At 63.5% G+C, this 15,417-nt stretch carries 13 protein-coding genes; 5 read left to right on the top strand and 8 right to left on the bottom strand.

Annotated features, from left to right (window positions below; genetic code table 11):
- Positions 1–139: 139 nt before the first annotated feature.
- Together RHODMAR_RS29215 and RHODMAR_RS21475 are read left to right on the top strand one after the other, a co-directional pair.
- Positions 140–1,378, top strand: a complete 1,239-nt coding sequence (locus tag RHODMAR_RS29215; protein WP_232433736.1) for a hypothetical protein — start codon at positions 140–142, stop codon at positions 1,376–1,378.
- A 46-nt stretch (positions 1,379–1,424) separates the two neighbouring features.
- Positions 1,425–2,651: a DUF4041 domain-containing protein gene (locus RHODMAR_RS21475; RefSeq protein WP_042940032.1), complete on the top strand. Its 1,227-nt coding sequence runs from the start codon at positions 1,425–1,427 to the stop codon at positions 2,649–2,651.
- A 167-nt stretch (positions 2,652–2,818) separates the two neighbouring features.
- Here RHODMAR_RS21475 and RHODMAR_RS21470 read toward each other — a convergent pair whose 3' ends face one another.
- On the bottom strand, positions 2,819–4,000 hold the full coding sequence (locus RHODMAR_RS21470; protein ID WP_008718764.1) for a lipase family protein: 1,182 nt from the start codon (positions 3,998–4,000) through the stop codon (positions 2,819–2,821).
- A 754-nt stretch (positions 4,001–4,754) separates the two neighbouring features.
- Here RHODMAR_RS21470 and RHODMAR_RS27120 point away from each other — a divergent pair.
- Positions 4,755–6,104 carry a hypothetical protein gene (locus RHODMAR_RS27120; RefSeq protein WP_008718762.1) on the top strand — a complete coding sequence of 450 codons (1,350 nt, stop codon included), beginning with the start codon at positions 4,755–4,757 and terminating at the stop codon, positions 6,102–6,104.
- 298 nt (positions 6,105–6,402) lie between these two features.
- The gene (locus RHODMAR_RS21460) at positions 6,403–6,819 is read left to right on the top strand and encodes a MerR family transcriptional regulator (RefSeq protein ID WP_008718759.1); all 417 of its coding nucleotides are present in this window, start codon (positions 6,403–6,405) and stop codon (positions 6,817–6,819) included.
- A gap of 26 nt (positions 6,820–6,845) precedes the next feature.
- Here RHODMAR_RS21460 and RHODMAR_RS21455 read toward each other — a convergent pair whose 3' ends face one another.
- The 5 genes from RHODMAR_RS21455 to RHODMAR_RS21425 all read right to left on the bottom strand — a co-directional run bounded on the left by RHODMAR_RS21455 (position 6,846) and on the right by RHODMAR_RS21425 (position 12,025).
- The gene (locus RHODMAR_RS21455; protein WP_008718757.1) at positions 6,846–7,808 is read right to left on the bottom strand and encodes an oxidoreductase; all 963 of its coding nucleotides are present in this window, start codon (positions 7,806–7,808) and stop codon (positions 6,846–6,848) included.
- Positions 7,809–8,768: 960 nt separating this feature from the next.
- Positions 8,769–8,981 carry a hypothetical protein gene (locus tag RHODMAR_RS21440; protein WP_157226163.1) on the bottom strand — a complete coding sequence of 71 codons (213 nt, stop codon included), beginning with the start codon at positions 8,979–8,981 and terminating at the stop codon, positions 8,769–8,771.
- Positions 8,982–9,005: 24 nt separating this feature from the next.
- Positions 9,006–9,809, bottom strand: a complete 804-nt coding sequence (locus tag RHODMAR_RS21435; RefSeq protein ID WP_008718755.1) for a hypothetical protein — start codon at positions 9,807–9,809, stop codon at positions 9,006–9,008.
- The gene (locus RHODMAR_RS21430; RefSeq protein ID WP_008718752.1) at positions 9,806–10,717 is read right to left on the bottom strand and encodes a HipA domain-containing protein; all 912 of its coding nucleotides are present in this window, start codon (positions 10,715–10,717) and stop codon (positions 9,806–9,808) included. Before RHODMAR_RS21430 ends, RHODMAR_RS21435 begins: the two co-directional genes overlap by 4 nt.
- 270 nt (positions 10,718–10,987) lie before the next feature.
- The gene (locus tag RHODMAR_RS21425) at positions 10,988–12,025 is read right to left on the bottom strand and encodes an amidohydrolase family protein (RefSeq protein ID WP_008718750.1); all 1,038 of its coding nucleotides are present in this window, start codon (positions 12,023–12,025) and stop codon (positions 10,988–10,990) included.
- Between RHODMAR_RS21425 and RHODMAR_RS21420 the strand changes: the two genes are divergently transcribed.
- On the top strand, positions 11,999–12,874 hold the full coding sequence (locus RHODMAR_RS21420) for a CocE/NonD family hydrolase (RefSeq protein ID WP_051048221.1): 876 nt from the start codon (positions 11,999–12,001) through the stop codon (positions 12,872–12,874). The two genes, RHODMAR_RS21425 and RHODMAR_RS21420, sit on opposite strands and share 27 nt — an antisense overlap.
- A 112-nt stretch (positions 12,875–12,986) precedes the next feature.
- Here RHODMAR_RS21420 and RHODMAR_RS21415 read toward each other — a convergent pair whose 3' ends face one another.
- The gene (locus tag RHODMAR_RS21415; RefSeq protein ID WP_008718747.1) at positions 12,987–14,174 is read right to left on the bottom strand and encodes an acyl-CoA dehydrogenase family protein; all 1,188 of its coding nucleotides are present in this window, start codon (positions 14,172–14,174) and stop codon (positions 12,987–12,989) included.
- Positions 14,171–15,349, bottom strand: a complete 1,179-nt coding sequence (locus RHODMAR_RS21410) for a CaiB/BaiF CoA transferase family protein (RefSeq protein ID WP_008718744.1) — start codon at positions 15,347–15,349, stop codon at positions 14,171–14,173. The genes RHODMAR_RS21415 and RHODMAR_RS21410 overlap by 4 nt, the downstream gene beginning before the upstream one ends.
- Positions 15,350–15,417 lie beyond the last annotated feature (68 nt).

Here is a 15,417-nt window from a genome sequence, read left to right as displayed (position 1 = left end):
CATTCGAGTAGATGAAGGGGCCGCCGGCCGAAGTCGAAGGGCACCGGATTTGTCTGGATGGGTCGTTACAGTGCAGGAACTCGCAACGATCAGAACAGAGGTGTCACAGGTGGCGAAGCGTCGAGGTTTTTTCGCGGAGATGCAGCACCAGAACCGGCTACGCGAGCAACGTGAGCGCCAGCAAGCACGGGCCCATGCGCAGGCGACTGCTCGAGCGGTGCGGTTGTCGGAAAAGGCGAGGCGCGATTGGGAGCGCGCGTGCGCCTCTGCTGACCGCGCGGCGAATCAAGCGTCTGCAGCGGCGGTGAAAGAACGCGCCCGCTTGCACGTGGAGGCGCAACTGGCTGAGGTCGAGGCGCGCGACGCTACCTTGGCTGAGAAGTACGGGGCGATCGACGGCATCCTGGCGGCCACGCTGGACGTCGACGATTATGTCGACCTGAACGCTTTACGACAGAAGATCGAGCATCCGGCGTTCGATCGACCGGATCTGACTACACCGACAACCCCGCCTCTACCTCTACCGCTCCCACCGGAGCCGGTCTACGTCGAACCAGCCGCACCTGAGGGTCTCGGCTCCCTACTGGGGGGACGAAAACGCCATGTGGCAGCTGTGGAGCAAGCGCAGGCGATGTACTGGCAGCAGCGACACGAGTGGGAACAGGCTGTCGCTCAACGAAATTACGCCCAGGAGGCCAACGAGCGCGCGCACGGTGCCGCCGAAGCGAACCGGCTACGGGCCCTTTCTGTCGCTCAGTCCGAGTACGAGGCGGAGTGTGCTGAACGCCGCAAACAGGTGATGCAGGCGAATGTCCAGTTGGAACGGCTGATAGTAGGGCTGCAGGAGGGTGAACCGAATGCGCTCGAAGAGTATGTCTCCATCGTGCTCGGGAATTCGGTGTACCCGGAGTGTTTCGAGGTCCAATACGACTTCTCTTTTCACGGCCAGGATCGAGAACTCGAACTGACCGTGTCGGTTCCCTTGCCCTCGGATTTGCCGACCGAGAAGTCGTTCAAGTACACCAAGGCGAGTGACACGATCACCAGCACGCCACTACCGCTTAAAGCGCGCAAGGATCGATATGCCACCGCAGTGGCCGAGGTCGCGGTCCGCACCGCCCACGAAATTTTCGAGGCTGACCGTGACGGTGTGGTCAACACGTTGTCGATGACAGTCGGGGTCGACACCGCGGACCCGGCCACTGGCCATCCCACTCGGATCACGCTGGTTGAACTGGCGACGGACCGAACCGCCTTCGAGCGGCTCAATCTTTCCGGCGTTCAGGCGGCCGCGACGCTAGAGCACTTGAGTGCCGGTGTATCGAAGAATCCACACGACCTGGTACCCGTGGGCAACACACGGGGAGTTCGTGGGTGAGTAACTATCAGAAGAACCCTGTCTGCGATCAAGTGTGCAGTCCACGATGACAGGTCCAGACGACACTATCCGGGCTCTGCGAACCACCCTGGTAGCCAAAGAGCGCGAGCTCAACGATCTGTTGGATCGGCTAAAAGTGGTCGAGCAAGAACGCGACGAGGCACTATCGCAAGCTGCGCGACGGGGCACAGTTGTGACCCCGACGTCGGGGTCGGCGGCTGCCGCAGTGGTGGAGACCGACGACCGGATCGTATTGCAGGAGGTGGGCATCTACACCTATCAGCACCCACTGGAGAACGCCGAGCAATTCCGTGAACGGTTGGCCGCGGTTCGTGACGAGATCAAGGCTGCGGTCGTCGGGGGAGAGGCCATAGTCGCGTCGGACATGTTCAGCTTCAACAACTCTCTCGCCAAAGGCCGCAAGATGACTTCGGATCTGTCGAAGCTCATGCTGCGCGCCTACAACGCCGAGGCCGACATTTGTGTCCGTACCATCCGGGCTGGAAACCTAGCGACGGCCGTGAGCCGTCTGGAGAAGGCCGCCGCCACGATCGCCAAGCTCGGCGACATGATGCAGATGCATGTCGCCGAGACCTACCACAGGCTTCGGGTCGAAGAACTCGAGCTCACAGCCGACTACATGATGAAAGTGCAGGAAGAGAAACTCGCTCAACGTGAGGAGCGCGAGCGTCTCCGAGAGGAACGCAAGGTCGAGCTGGAATTGGCCGCGCAGAGGGAGGAGCTCGACAAGGAACGAGCGCATTATCAGAACGTGCTCGAGTCCCTGGCCGGCAGCACCGATGCGGAGTCCAAGCGTATTCGAGACAAGTTGGGTGAACTCGAACAGGCCATCGCACAGAACGATTATCGGCGTGCCAATATTCGCGCCGGTTATGTCTACGTGATCAGCAACCGCGGTGCATTCGGACCGGATGTGGTCAAGATCGGTATGACGCGACGGCTCGAACCGATGGATCGGGTCCGCGAATTGGGGAGCGCCTCAGTACCGTTTCCATTCGATGTGCACGCGTTGTACTTCTCCGACGACGCCGTTGCCCTCGAGGGAGCACTCCACGCGGCATTCACGACTCGTCGACTGAACCACGCCAACCTCAGGCGAGAATTCTTCTTCGCCGAACCTAGCCAAGTGCGAAAGGTGTTGGCTCAAAAAGTAGGGAACCTCTTGGAGTACAAAGAGGAACCCGAAGCAACACAATACTTTCAGAGCCGTGGTTCTTGGCCGACCAGCGTTCTGTCGCGGCCGGAAGTGTGATGAAGGCTTAGACATAGGCCAACGAAACTGACGCCGGTCTATCCGTATATCGCGACCTGGTCCGTGACAGTTCGAGGATTCTTTCGTCGAGGCCCGCCGTCGGTGATCACGGCCGTACATGGTCGACGCGATGCAGACCTATCACGCCGAACTCGGCGGGCGGCGAGCTACCCTGAGCCGTTGATCGCGAATTGCATTGCGGTCCAACGCAACACGAACGGCAGCCCAGTCACGGCACCGATGAAGTGGTCGCCTGCCACGGGCTCGTAGTGCACGTCGGCACCCTTGCTGCGCCACTGCTCGATCAGGGCGGTCACGCCGGCCTCGGGGATGAAGCGATCGCCGATCATCTTGCTCGCGGAACCGTGGAAGAACGCGACCGGCACCGACGGCGCATCGGCACCCGGACGGTTCGCGGCGATCACCCGCCGCGCGATGTCGGAGTCGAACGGGTCGGGCTCGGACGCCAAGTCCTCGATTCGCATGCGTACCAACCCGCCCAAGGCCAGGGGGAGGACGGACATGTCCTTGACCCAGGACGCCAACAGCAGCGCTTTCGGGCCGAACAGCTCGACCATCTCGGGGTGCTCACGCGCGAGACCCATGCTCGCCGCACCCAGCAGGCCGGCCGCGACGGTGCCGTTCATGGTGTCCAGCAGCATCGAGAAATCGGTGGGCGTTCCACCGGCGACGGCGCCCGCCAACCTCACCTCCGGCGCGTACCTGGGCTGTAGTTGCGCCGTCCATGTGGTGGCGATCGCGCCGCCGCTGTAGCCGTAGGCCACCACTGGGCTGTCGGCGAGCTCCGGGGCGACGACCGTCATCCCGCGTAGCGAGTCCAGGACGGCATGCCCGGCCATCGTGCCTTCGGAGTACGACATCCGCGGGCCTTGGTGATCGGCGACGAGGACGGCGTATCCGCGTGCGAGCCATAGCGGCATCACCGGCGGGAGGTCGGCACCGACGCCGTGCACGAGCCGATACGACGGCGTGCTCTTGGCTCCGAGGGAATCGATGGCCACGTTGTGGGCGACGACGGGCCGCGGTCCGCGCCCGGTCCACGGCCGCCTCGGGATCAGCAGCGAGGCGGTGACGCCGGCGGGGAGACCCCGCGCGTCGGTCGATCGCACCATGAACTGATGCAGGGTGGTTCGCGGCCGCGGCACCAGACCGCGGGTCGTGCGCTGCCGGATCACCACACCGGGTGCGAGGTCCTCGATGCCGGGAGGGGTGAGGAAGAAGGCGTCGTTGTCGATCGGGGTCGGAAGGATTGCGGCATGGGGATCGTCCGGAGGCTCCAGGGGCAGTCGTCGAGTCAGGACGCGATCGAGCACACCGAACAGAGTCATGATCCCCCGACAGTCTTCCCGAGCCGTACCGTTCCCCGCGGTCACCGTACCGCGCGAGGCGGTCGGTGAACGCAAGAATGAAAGACGCATGTAAACCCCCTCCCCGCGAATCGATTCGACCGCCATCGGTAGCAGCGACGTCGACACCGGATCGGCGAGCTACTCGAAGTGACCGATCATCTCGAGTGCCATGACACCGTGTACGAGACTCCATAGGTCGGCCGGAATCTACTCGCTGGTCTTGATTAGGGTTGGATGCCTGGCCCTTGGTGTCGTCGGTGATCGGCGTGAGCGGGCGAGTGGGACGAGTTGCTGGCGAGAGCAGCATATCCGTGGCAGCTCGGTACCGTACGCGACGTCGAGACAGCAGCGGCCAGGATGATCCGAACCGGCTGATACCAGTTCGAGGTTTTGACCCGCGAGTCGTAGTCGGCAGGTTCTCTGATGACGCTGGTGAGGTGAGGGCGCGTTCGATGTCTATTCGTGACGGCAATTGCGGTGCGCTATGCCGTCTCGAATGCTGCTAGCTGGAGTTCGTCGTTGACTTTGATCACGAGACACACGGTCACTCGCAGGGCGGTGTTAAAGGTGTCGATATTGGCGTTGTCACCGTCCGCACCGGCCTGCAGCCCGTGGAGTTACTTGTTCCGCAGTTGGGGACCGCTGCTGAGGTCGACCGGTGTCGCGGAGCCGTGGTCGTCGACTGCGCGGCTGTCCTCGACCAGCATGGCTTCGCGCCGTAGATTCGATCACCATGGACACAGCGCGACTTTCAATTACCGACGGGACGTACTTCCTCACGGGCGCTGGCAACATCGACATCGCGATGTCCGCTGCGGGCGGGCTGTGCGAGCCGTCCGAGCGAGGTCTGGCTCTGCGGTCGTCAACGCGCGAGGTGGAAGTCAGTGTCGACGTTCTTTTTCGCCCACGACCGAACCGTCTCGCCGAGGGGTGGACTGTTCTGGCGTTCGGCAAGTTCGATGTCTCCAGCCCGTTGCAGTTGGAGAATGCAGAGGGCCTGGTGTTCGCAGGTTTCGGGTCGCTTTCGCAGATCATTCTTCCGTCGGAGTTGACCTTCAGACTCTTTCGCCCGACCGTCGATGACGGATCCGAGCGCTATCTCCTCGAATTGATGCCCTTCATGAAAGTTTCGGGGCAGCCGTCCGGACGTGACGAAGCGATCGCGACGGCTCAGTCCGCTTCGAGTGCAGGTGACGTGTTCTGGAGCGTTGGCTGCTCGGTACCGGGTGGCGGTCGGCACGTCAGCGCCAACGGAGCCGCACGTTCACGGCAGGCAGCGATGGGCGAGGTCATCGACGCAGGTCGGATTCTGTTGCGCAGCGTGTATTCGGAACCGGACAGCGCCCCGGCGACCGGAATGTCGGTCGGCTTCGGTTTCGAATCCGCACGAGTTCACGGCTTCGACGATCCGGCACTGGACGACGGTGATTTGGCAGCTCGCATAGAGTCCGCACTGCACGATGAGGCGGAGACTGAGTCCGAGATTCGGGATAAAACTGTGCCACCGGCAGATCGACCGGGAGTGCAATACGACACCGTTGCATCGTCGGTACCCGAACAGTGGTCGCGAATAGCATCGTGGCTGCGGCTTCCGAGAGAACCTGCGCAGCAGAAGAACTCGGATAGCGCGGCGTGGCCTCCCGAGCTGATCGAGCTCGCCGACGGAATCGATACCCTCCCTGAAAATTATCGACTGTCGCTGCTACCCATGCTCGAATTGTTCGACCGGGAACGCATGCGATCGGAGCAGGCGATGATGGTTGAGATTTGGGCCTCGGTAGCCGAAGAGGAGGGTGTAGAGAACGTCCCGAGTGCGGAAGCCGGGGTGAGCGCCTGGACGTTCATCCCGGAGTTCATACCGATCGCAGGACTCGACGGCTCGTTCCTCGTGGTCGACACCCGGCCCGGCGAACTCCATGGCTGTGTGACGATGTTCGACAAGGTGGACAGCGATGCGGCTGGACCGCAATGGAATTCGATCAGTGCGATGCTGTCGGATCTCGCTTCGAGCTTCGACACCGGTGCGCCGTTCGAAGGCAGTTGGCGACCGGCGCTGGTCGATGGTGTTATCGAATGGACCTGAGGAACATGCGATTCCACGCTTTGGATCCCAGCAGGTCACCGAGCTCGGGTGGAGACAGACTCTACCGCTGTCGCCAAATCGTGGGACAAAGCCACCATTACCTTGGGTTTTGTCGTCAGCCCGTGACGCGTCTGAAAAGGTGAGCAGATGGACGCAGTACGGGGCAGATGGATTTCGCTGTCGAGACGAACGCGTCACGCGCGGAGCTGTCGCCGCTGGCGAGGGCGCGCCACCTCTCAGGGTCGATCCGAATATTGTCGGAACTGTCGCGGTTCGTATGGACAGGATGGGGCGGGTCATGGACGAGACCTTCACGATTAGCGAGGTGTCGGCGCAGACAGGTCTCGGTGTTCACGCGTTGCGGTTCTACGAACGCAACGACCTCCTCGTGGACCCGATCGAAAGGACCGCCGGCGGCCAACGGCGTTACAGCCGGACGGACGTGGATTGGCTGCGGGTGTGCGTGAAGCTGCGCGAATCCGGGATGCCGCTCGCGGAGCTGCGGCGGTTCGCCGAACTGGTCCGAACTGGACCCGGCAACGAGCAGGAACGTCTGAACCTGTTGCAGCAACACCAGACCCGAGTACGTGAGCAGCTCGCGTCCATCAACGACTGTCTACAGGTGATCGACACCAAAGTCGACATCTACCGAAATCACCTCGACACCGGCGCACCCACGGACCTGTGGGGACGTGCACCCGACGAATTCGCCTGACCCGAACCGGTCGATACGGTCCGAGGTCAGCTGCTGCCGAACGCGTCGATACCGGTCAGCTCCGCCGACAACGCCCACAGTCGGCGTGCCTCCTGCACATCGCTGGCCCACGGCTTCACCCCGACCTGCTCACCCGAGGCCGGAGCGGGTGCGGCGATGTCGCAATCCTCGCAGTACACCCCGCCCTGGTCGGTAAGCATCGGTGACGTCGCCGCCCACACCTGGGTCGCGGCGCCTTGCTCGACGGTCTTGAATCTCGGGTCGATCACCGTTCCGTTTTCGTCGATCCACCCGTTGTCCTGCATCTCCGCACGCGGTAGGTGGCGGACGAGATTGGTCAGGATCATTCCGGGGTGCAACGAGAACGCACTCACGCCGTCGCGACGACCGAGTGAGTCGAGATGCACTGCGAACAGTGCGTTCGCTGTCTTCGACTGCCCGTACGCCAAGAATCTGTCGTAGCCGGTGTCGAATTGCACATCGTGCCAACGCATTGCGGAGGCGTGATGGCCACTCGACGACACCGACACCACGCGTGCCGATCCGCGTCGCAGCTGAGGCCACAGGCGGTTGACGAGCGCGAAATGGCCGAGGTGGTTCACGCCGAATTGCGCTTCCCATCCCGGTCCGACCCTCGTTTCCGGGCAGGCCATGACCCCGGCGCTGTTGATCAGGATGTCTACCGGGCGGTCCGATGATCTGACGGTGCCCGCGAAAATCTTGATGCTGTCTTGATCGGCGAGATCGAGCTGTTCGACTCGCATCCGATCGTGTTCGCCCAGAACGCGGTTCGCCGCCGCGATGTCTCGGGCGGCGACAAGCACGTCGGCACCGGCGTCGATCAGCGCGCGAGTTGTCTGCAACCCGAGACCCGAATGCCCTCCGGTCACGATCGCGAACTGCCCTTCCAAGTCGATACCAGTGAGAACGCCATCGGTCGTGGACCGCGCGTCGAAACCCGAACCTAGGGCAGCCTGTGAATTAGTCATGACCCGACCGTAAAAGCTGGAGCGCGGTCTAGGTCAAGCCGAACGTGCTGCCGCCGTGCAGAAATTAGGACGATTGCTGAGCGCGTGGCTCGCTATCGTCGATGTCTGCGAGATGGAGTATCCCGTCGACGACGTCCCCGACCGGTCGTGCGGCATCGATGCCGGTTCCATTCTTGGGGATGTCTTCTTTGCTGAGGTGCAGCGCAACGATGAGCTCGCGCTCGGCCGATCGGGCGCCCAGTCGTTCTCGGCCCGAGAATCGAGACGTCGAAGGAGAGTCTCGGGGTCTACGAGGCGGACGAAGACTTGATCGGACCCATCCAGGAATCGCTCGAAGTTTCGTGAACCACCGCAAAAGAACACAGCAGCGTCGTCCCGTTGGTCCGGATTTCGGCAGCTTCGGTTGCGAAAGTTGCCAGCGCTCAGGCCGGGATTCGACGAGTTCCTCCGGTGGTGATTTTAACCGGACTGAGCTCGCCTGGGCTGTGGGGCGGTCGCATCGTCGGTGGATTCAGATTGTCGCTGGACGAGCTACACGGGTCGGATTCGTAGGACCCACCGAGAAACCACTTAGTCAGCCGAACGGGTGCCACGGATATCATGGCGGAATGCGGTGGCGGGTGCCACCATGAGTCGATGACGGTGTCCGACGGTGATCGCCCACAGCGCGAGACTGGGATTTTCGTGGTCTCCGAAGAAGTGGGTCAGCCCCTCGCACACGATTCGCAGGTGCCCTCGCGGGAATGCAGGACAGAAGATGAGGCCAAACGTGTTGCGCGGATGCTTCTTCGGATGCGTCCGGATAGCGCTATGACGGTGACGTTCCAGGGTACCGACGGTCATACCCGTCAGCTCGGAACACTCGACGTATCCGGGTGGCACCCGAGGACGTAGGTTGTCGTCGACGGTGTTCGATGACCTGTTTCGGAATCGGAGATTGCCCAATATAGCTGTAGCGGGCTACATCTGGGTGTTCTGCTCGGGAGTCGCGCCGAGGTGCGTGACCGTGGGAGCTGCCGTCGCGGCCAGCTGTGCGATAAGCGACCACTCTGGTTGCACACCTGCCCACATCCGAGCGAACCGGGCGTTCCAGAACAGTTCGAATCTCACCCGCTCGCCGAGTTCCGTTGGCGTGGTGCGCGAATACAGTTCGACGTCGTAGATCACGAGCATCGTCACAGAGTCACGCAGACCGACCTAACGGTTCGAAAGGGACAGATCGGTCGGAGCGTCAGCGTCGGCGAACCCGCGAGTGACCCACGCCGGTCCGTCGAAGAGGCCTAGATCGCTGGGCGTCCGCCCTGCGATTTTGACGAGAAGGCGGAAATGGAATCCGATCTCGGGACCGTTGGCCCGCTCCACCGTCAAATGTCGATCGGTCAGCGATTCGAAGACGGCTATCAGCGGATCGGGGACCCAGCCGAGCCGAATCTTGTCGTCGTCGGTGACGAGGAAAGCGTGCGGGTTGACCGTATTAGTACTGTCCCGAACCAGCTGAAGGGCGTCTCCGGGCGAGAGCGAGGCAATGCGCTTTTGCTCCACCGGCTCCAGGTGGCGCACTCCGTGTGTGAGGAATGGGAACGACACCAATTCGCCGGGCCCCGCCGTGGGAGCAGGCAGTAGTTCGATCGTGTCACCGACCCGTTGTCCGTGCGAGCGTGCCAGAACCTCGAACGGCGCGGCGTTCGCTGGCAGGCCGAGCGCGTTCATCGATGCGCTTCGGTCGGGCCGACGCGACGAGACCACGCGTTCGGCGAACACGGGGAAGAGTTGGCCGCTGCGCATCGGAGCTTGCGTGGCATGGGTCAGCCCGGGTAAGGGCCGAAAATCGTCCCGCGCGAGCGCTGACTCCAAGTATGCGAATTCGAAGCAGTCGAGCAGGTGGCGCAGGAAGCCGACCGGCACGTACTGACGTGTATTGGGATCGCGAACGGTGACAAGCAGCCGGCTCAGCGTCTCGGGAGCATCCGCGGGCCTGTGGTCGACCGCAGTCGTGGTCATGCTGTCAACCTCCTCCGGTTCGTTTCCAACAGCGTACTGACAAAGTTACGTCGGACCTCCGACATTCCCGGGACTGCCTCCACGACCGACCGGACAACTTCGGCGTCGAGGTCGCCGATCCGATCGATCCATTCGTGCCCGTTCTGCCCCGAACGCATGACCGCGTCCAATGCCATCTCCACCAAAGGAAGTCGACTGCCGTTCTCGAAACGGTGCGCCATGCCCCGTCCGGCATACGCCGCGGCGTCCTTCGTGGCCATGAACTTGTCTTGGACCCCAGAGGCGAGGGCACTTCCGTGATCGAAAGACGGGGCAAGAAAGCGGTTGCCGTCATCGTTTCGAGTCAGGACGCCCCAGTTGATCGCGTGGCGGTCGGTGTTGGCGATCCAGGCGTCGAACACCAGGTAGCCGGCAAAGAGGTCGAAGCCACTCGTCTCCGGTGCAAGGTCACCGGGCGTTCGAACACCATCGAGAAGGCGCTGAATGTTGTCGAGGCTGTGGCCCACACGGTTCTTCGGGCGATTGTCGCCCGCGCATGAGAGGTACCCGTCGAATTCCGAGAGCAGTGTGTCCCCGGAATCGAGTGAGCACCCGTCCGGGGTGACGTTACGAGAGATGATCCCGACCGCACCATCCCTTGCGGCGAGTTCTACCCGAGCAGCAGGCAGACCGATCAGCCCGGCCAATTCGGAGGCGATCTTCTCCGACGAGTCGTCGAACCGGCGATAGCTCGCCGTCTTGATCGGTTTGAACAACCACCACGATGACTGACTGTCGTCTCGTGCGTCCGCTTGTAGTGCGACCCAGTCCTTCGGGTCGAGTCCGCGCGCTTCCTGACTGACCACAACCCACTCGGATATGTCCCACACCGCGAACGGATGCCGGGGCGCCGAGGCTTGGAGATGCACTGCCAGATCATCGCACTGAGTCGACTTCTTGGACGGTTTACACCGGGCAACCCTTAGATCGGTGGAGAAGGCCAAGTCGCATTTGCCGCTCGTCAACCGTCTGGATCTCAGACGCTGTGAACCAATCACCGACCGCGATTGCGGCGATGCTCCCGACGGCCAGCTGCGACGATCGGAACACAGGAAACGCCGCAGCCTTCGCTGCGCTGAACTCGATTCTTCGTCGAGTTGGACGACCCACGATGGGTCAACTACGAAGCAAGCGAGGGTTCACAGCGCCCCGAATACGACGGATCCGTCGAACAGCACGGCCTCGGGAAGGATGTCGCTGATGGTGGACGGCGGTGCCGTGAAGAGATCGGTGTCGAGGACCACGAGGTTCGCCGCCTTGCCGACTTCGATGGAACCGGCACGGTCATCGATCCGCAGCTGCTTGGCGGCGCCCGTGGTGTATCCCTCGATCAGCTGCTCCAGCGACAGCACCGACTCGGCTGCAGGACGCACGCTGCCGGGGAACCGGTCGGCGTCGAGTGGGTACTCGGGGTCGACGCGGGTGTGCGCGACCTGAATGCCGAAGAACGGGTTCGCTCGGTTCAGTTCGTAGTCGGTCACGACATCGCTGGAGTAGGCCACGGTCGCGCCGCTATCTATCATCTCGTTGAAGGCGTACATCCTGTTCCAGCATTCTTCGCCGAGGTGTTCCTTCGCTTCTTCACCGAAGTAGCCACCCGACCAATGCGTCGTCCAGTTGATGAGGACGCCCAACTCCGCGGGGCGATGCATGTCAGCGGGGTCCACGAGCTCGCAGTGGGCGAATGTCACCTGGATCCGCCACGTATCGGACTCGGCGACTGTGAGCTCCTTCGCGGCCTGCACGGCGTCACACCCGGCCCGGAAGGCCCGGTCGCCGACCATATGGATGTGGACGTCGACGTCGGCCCGGTTGCTGGTGAGCAGACACTGCGTCAGCTCATCCGTGCTCATCTGCATGCCCCCGTCGCCGTGCGAGCACGCCCGGCCCTGTGGTGCGAGCAAGGCACTGTTGCCGACCTCGTTGGTGCCGTCGAGAAAGAGCTTGAGTGTCCTGATCCTCACCCGGTCACTGCCGTAGCGGTTCTGGTAACGCTGCACCGTCTCGATGGCGTCGGGCAGGTCCTCGGCGGTCCGGAATCGGACAGCTCCCTCGTAGTGGCAGTGCAGTTCGCCGGCGGTGTCGAGCGCCGCGACGGCCTGCACGGTGCTCTCGTGGGCGATCACGGCCTCGAAGATCGCTGTAACGCCGTGACGCCCCACGACTCGACCGACCACGAGGGCTACCGCTTACCCGACGCTCCCGTCGCGCCCGAGAACGATCACGGTGTCGACGATGACGCTCTGGGTCGGCACCTCGCGAAGTACGTCGCTCCCGCGGCCGATTTCTTCGACGTCTTCGTCCGCGAGACGCGACCGGCCTCCTCTCTGAGCCGCGTGCAGTGGCACCTCGGCCATGGCGACGATCCACTGGAGTTCCGGACGAGCGACTCGTGGCCTCCGGCCGGTGTCGAGGTGCGCGAGCTGGTCATCTCCGACGGTGGCCGGGCGACGAGCGGCGCGATGGGCGGGCGCCTCACGCCCGACCTGCAGGCCGAGTCCACGGCCACGTGGGTCCACGACCCGGACGACTTGGTTCCCGTCAGCGTGATCAATCCGTTCGCGTCCTTGCTCGAGTACCCGGACGAAAGCGGCCTCCACTCGCGTCCCGACGTTCTGACCTTCACATCGGAGGTCGGTTCGGCAGACCTCGACCTCGTCGGGCCCATCGATGTGACCCTGACCGTCGGTTCGACCGCACCGACGACCGACCTCATCGTCAAGGTGCTCGACGTCGACCCTGGCGGCGCGGCCCGCGTCGTGGCCTGGGGGGACGGCCAGATCGACACGGCCGATGGCGATGTCGAGGCGACGATCGAACTCGGCCACGTGGCCTACCGTCTCGAGGCAGGACATGCGCTCCGCCTTCAGATCGCCAGCAGCGAGTTTCCCGCGTTCCAGCCACATCCAGGGACGGGGGAGCCGGCCTGGTCGGCCGTCGAGACCAGGCCGAGCACCCAGACCTTGCGGTGCTCGGACCGCTCTGTGGTCCGTCTGTCGGTACTGCCGACCGGCGTGGCGTGGTGACCCGCTGACACAGCGGTAACCACAGCACGCACAACTGCGCGCCCCTCAGCACCAGTGCGCCCCCGTCACCACCGATCAGGTGGTGACGGGGGCGCCTCTCGCGGTGGTCCTCCTAGCGGAAGGCCGCAATTCCGGTCATGGCCTGTCCGATGGACAGTGCGTGCATCTCCGAGGTTCCCTCGTAGGTCAGCACCGACTCGAGGTTGTTCATGTGCCGGATGACCGGGTACTCCAGGCTGATGCCGTTGGCACCCAGGATGGTCCGAGCCGTGCGACAGACCTCGAGCGCCTCGCGGACGTTGTTGAGCTTGCCGAGGCTGACCTCGACGGGGAGCAGGCCGGTTGCGTCCTTGGCCCGGCCGAGGTGAAGGGCCAGCAGTGTGCCCTTGACGACTTCGAGTGTCATGTCGGCGAACTTGGACTGCGTCAGCTGGAAGCCCGCGATCGGCTTGCCGAACTGGGTCCGCTGGCCCGCATAGTCCAGCGCAGTGTGCAGCGAGGACCGCGCGGCGCCCATGGCTCCCCAGACGATGCCGTACCGAGCCTCGTTCAGGCAGCTGAGAGGGCCCTTGAGACCCGTCACCCCGGGCAGCACCGCGTCGTTGGGGAGTCGGACGCCGTCGAGCACGAGCTCGCTGGTGACCGACGCACGCAGCGACATCTTGTGTTTGATCAGCGGGGCGCTGAAGCCCGGCGTGTCGGTCGGCACGACGAAGCCACGGATGCCTTCGTCGGTCTGCGCCCACACCACCGCGACGTCGGCGACCGAGCCGTTGGTGATCCACATCTTGCGGGCATCGAGCACCCAGTCGTCGCCGTCACGTCGGGCGCGACTGCGCATCGAGGCCGGGTCGGAGCCGGCGTCGGGCTCGGTGAGGCCGAAGCATCCGATCGCGCGGCCCGCAGCCATCTCGGGCAGCCACTGGTTCTTCTGCTCCTCCGAGCCCCATCGGTGGATCGCGAACATTGCCAACGACCCCTGCACCGAAACCAGCGAGCGCAGGCCCGAGTCGGTGGCCTCCAGCTCGAGGCATGCAAGTCCGTACTCGGTGGCCGTCATGCCCGGGCATCCGTAGCCGTCCAGATGCATGCCGAGAACGCCGAGCGAACCCAGCTCGACAGCCAGTTCGCGGATGTCGGGGATCGTGCCGTTCTCGAACCACGTCGCGACGTGCGGTTCGACGTTTCTATCGCAGAATGTGCGGACGGCTTCGCGTACGTCGCGCTCCTGCTCGCTCAGGAGGAGATCGATGCCGGCGGGATCGGCGGGATCGAATGCCCTGCGGGTGCTGGTGCTCATGGGTGCTCCTGGTCGGTGAGAGGGGTTGCCAGCCAACGACGGATCTCGTGGCTGTGTTGCCCGAGGGCAGGTGGTGCAGTGGGTGACGCGCTTGCAAAGTCCGAGTAGCGAATGGGGTGGGCGATCTGCGGGGATGCGCCATCGATCTCGATGACCGGATCGAGCCCGAGGGATGCAGCGAGTGCGATTCCTTCCGCGATGTTCTTGACCTGCCCAGCCGGAACTCCCACCGCTGTCAGGAGCGACTGCCATGTTGCGGCCGAGCGCTCGCCCAGGCGTTGCTCGAGGTGTTCGACGAGCTCGTCGCGATGAGTGACGCGCTCGCCATTGGTCGCGAACCGCGGGTCATCGGCAAGGTTGGGTAGTTCCAGGGCGCTGCACAGCCGAACGAACTGGCCATCGTTTCCGCAGGCGACGACGAGGAGTCCGTCGGAGCACCGCAAGGTCTCGTACGGCGCGATCGAGGGGTGGACATTGCCCATCCGTTCGGGAGCGACCCCCGTCGCGAGATACGCACTGGCCTGGTTCGCGAGTGACCCCAGCAGGCTCTGCAGCAAGTTGACCTCGACATGTTGGCCGCGGCCGGTCGCCTCTCGGTGCCTGAGGGAAGCAAGAATGCCGATGACGGCGTCCTTTCCCGTCAGTACATCGACCAGGGCAACCCCGACTTTCTGGGGATCGCGGTCCGGTTCGCCGGTGATGCTCATCAGTCCACCGAGCGCCTGCACCACGAAGTCGTAGCCGGGAAGATGAGCTCCGCTTGCCGCACCGAACCCGGTCACCGAGCAATGGATGAGCCGCGGGTTGATCTCGCGGGAGGCGATGGGGTCCAGACCGAATTTGACCAGTGAGCCTGGCCGGAAGTTCTCGACGAGTACATCGGCTCGCGCCACGAGGTCGTGTGCAACCTGCAGGTCGTCAGCATCGCGAAGATCGAGGGTGATGCTGCTCTTGGTGCGATTCACCGAACCGAAGTACGAGGTTCCGGCGTCGGTCCACGGCGGACCCCAGTGACGCGTGTCGTCGCCGCCATCGGGGTTCTCGACCTTGATGACCGTCGCCCCGAGGTCGGCCAGAGTCATAGCGGCCATGGGTCCCGCGAGGACTCGACTGAAGTCGGCCACCACGACGCCGTCGAGGGGTTGGGGACGCTGAGGATCGGCGTCCGTGATCATGTGTCTCCTGCCATGCGTCCAGGATCTTATAAAATCTAAGATATGGCAAGGTGTGCGCCCGAAGCAGT

This window comes from Rhodococcus sp. AW25M09 (genome assembly GCF_000333955.1).
Lineage (GTDB): Bacteria > Actinomycetota > Actinomycetes > Mycobacteriales > Mycobacteriaceae > Rhodococcoides.
This window is presented reverse-complemented; position numbering and strand designations above follow the sequence as displayed.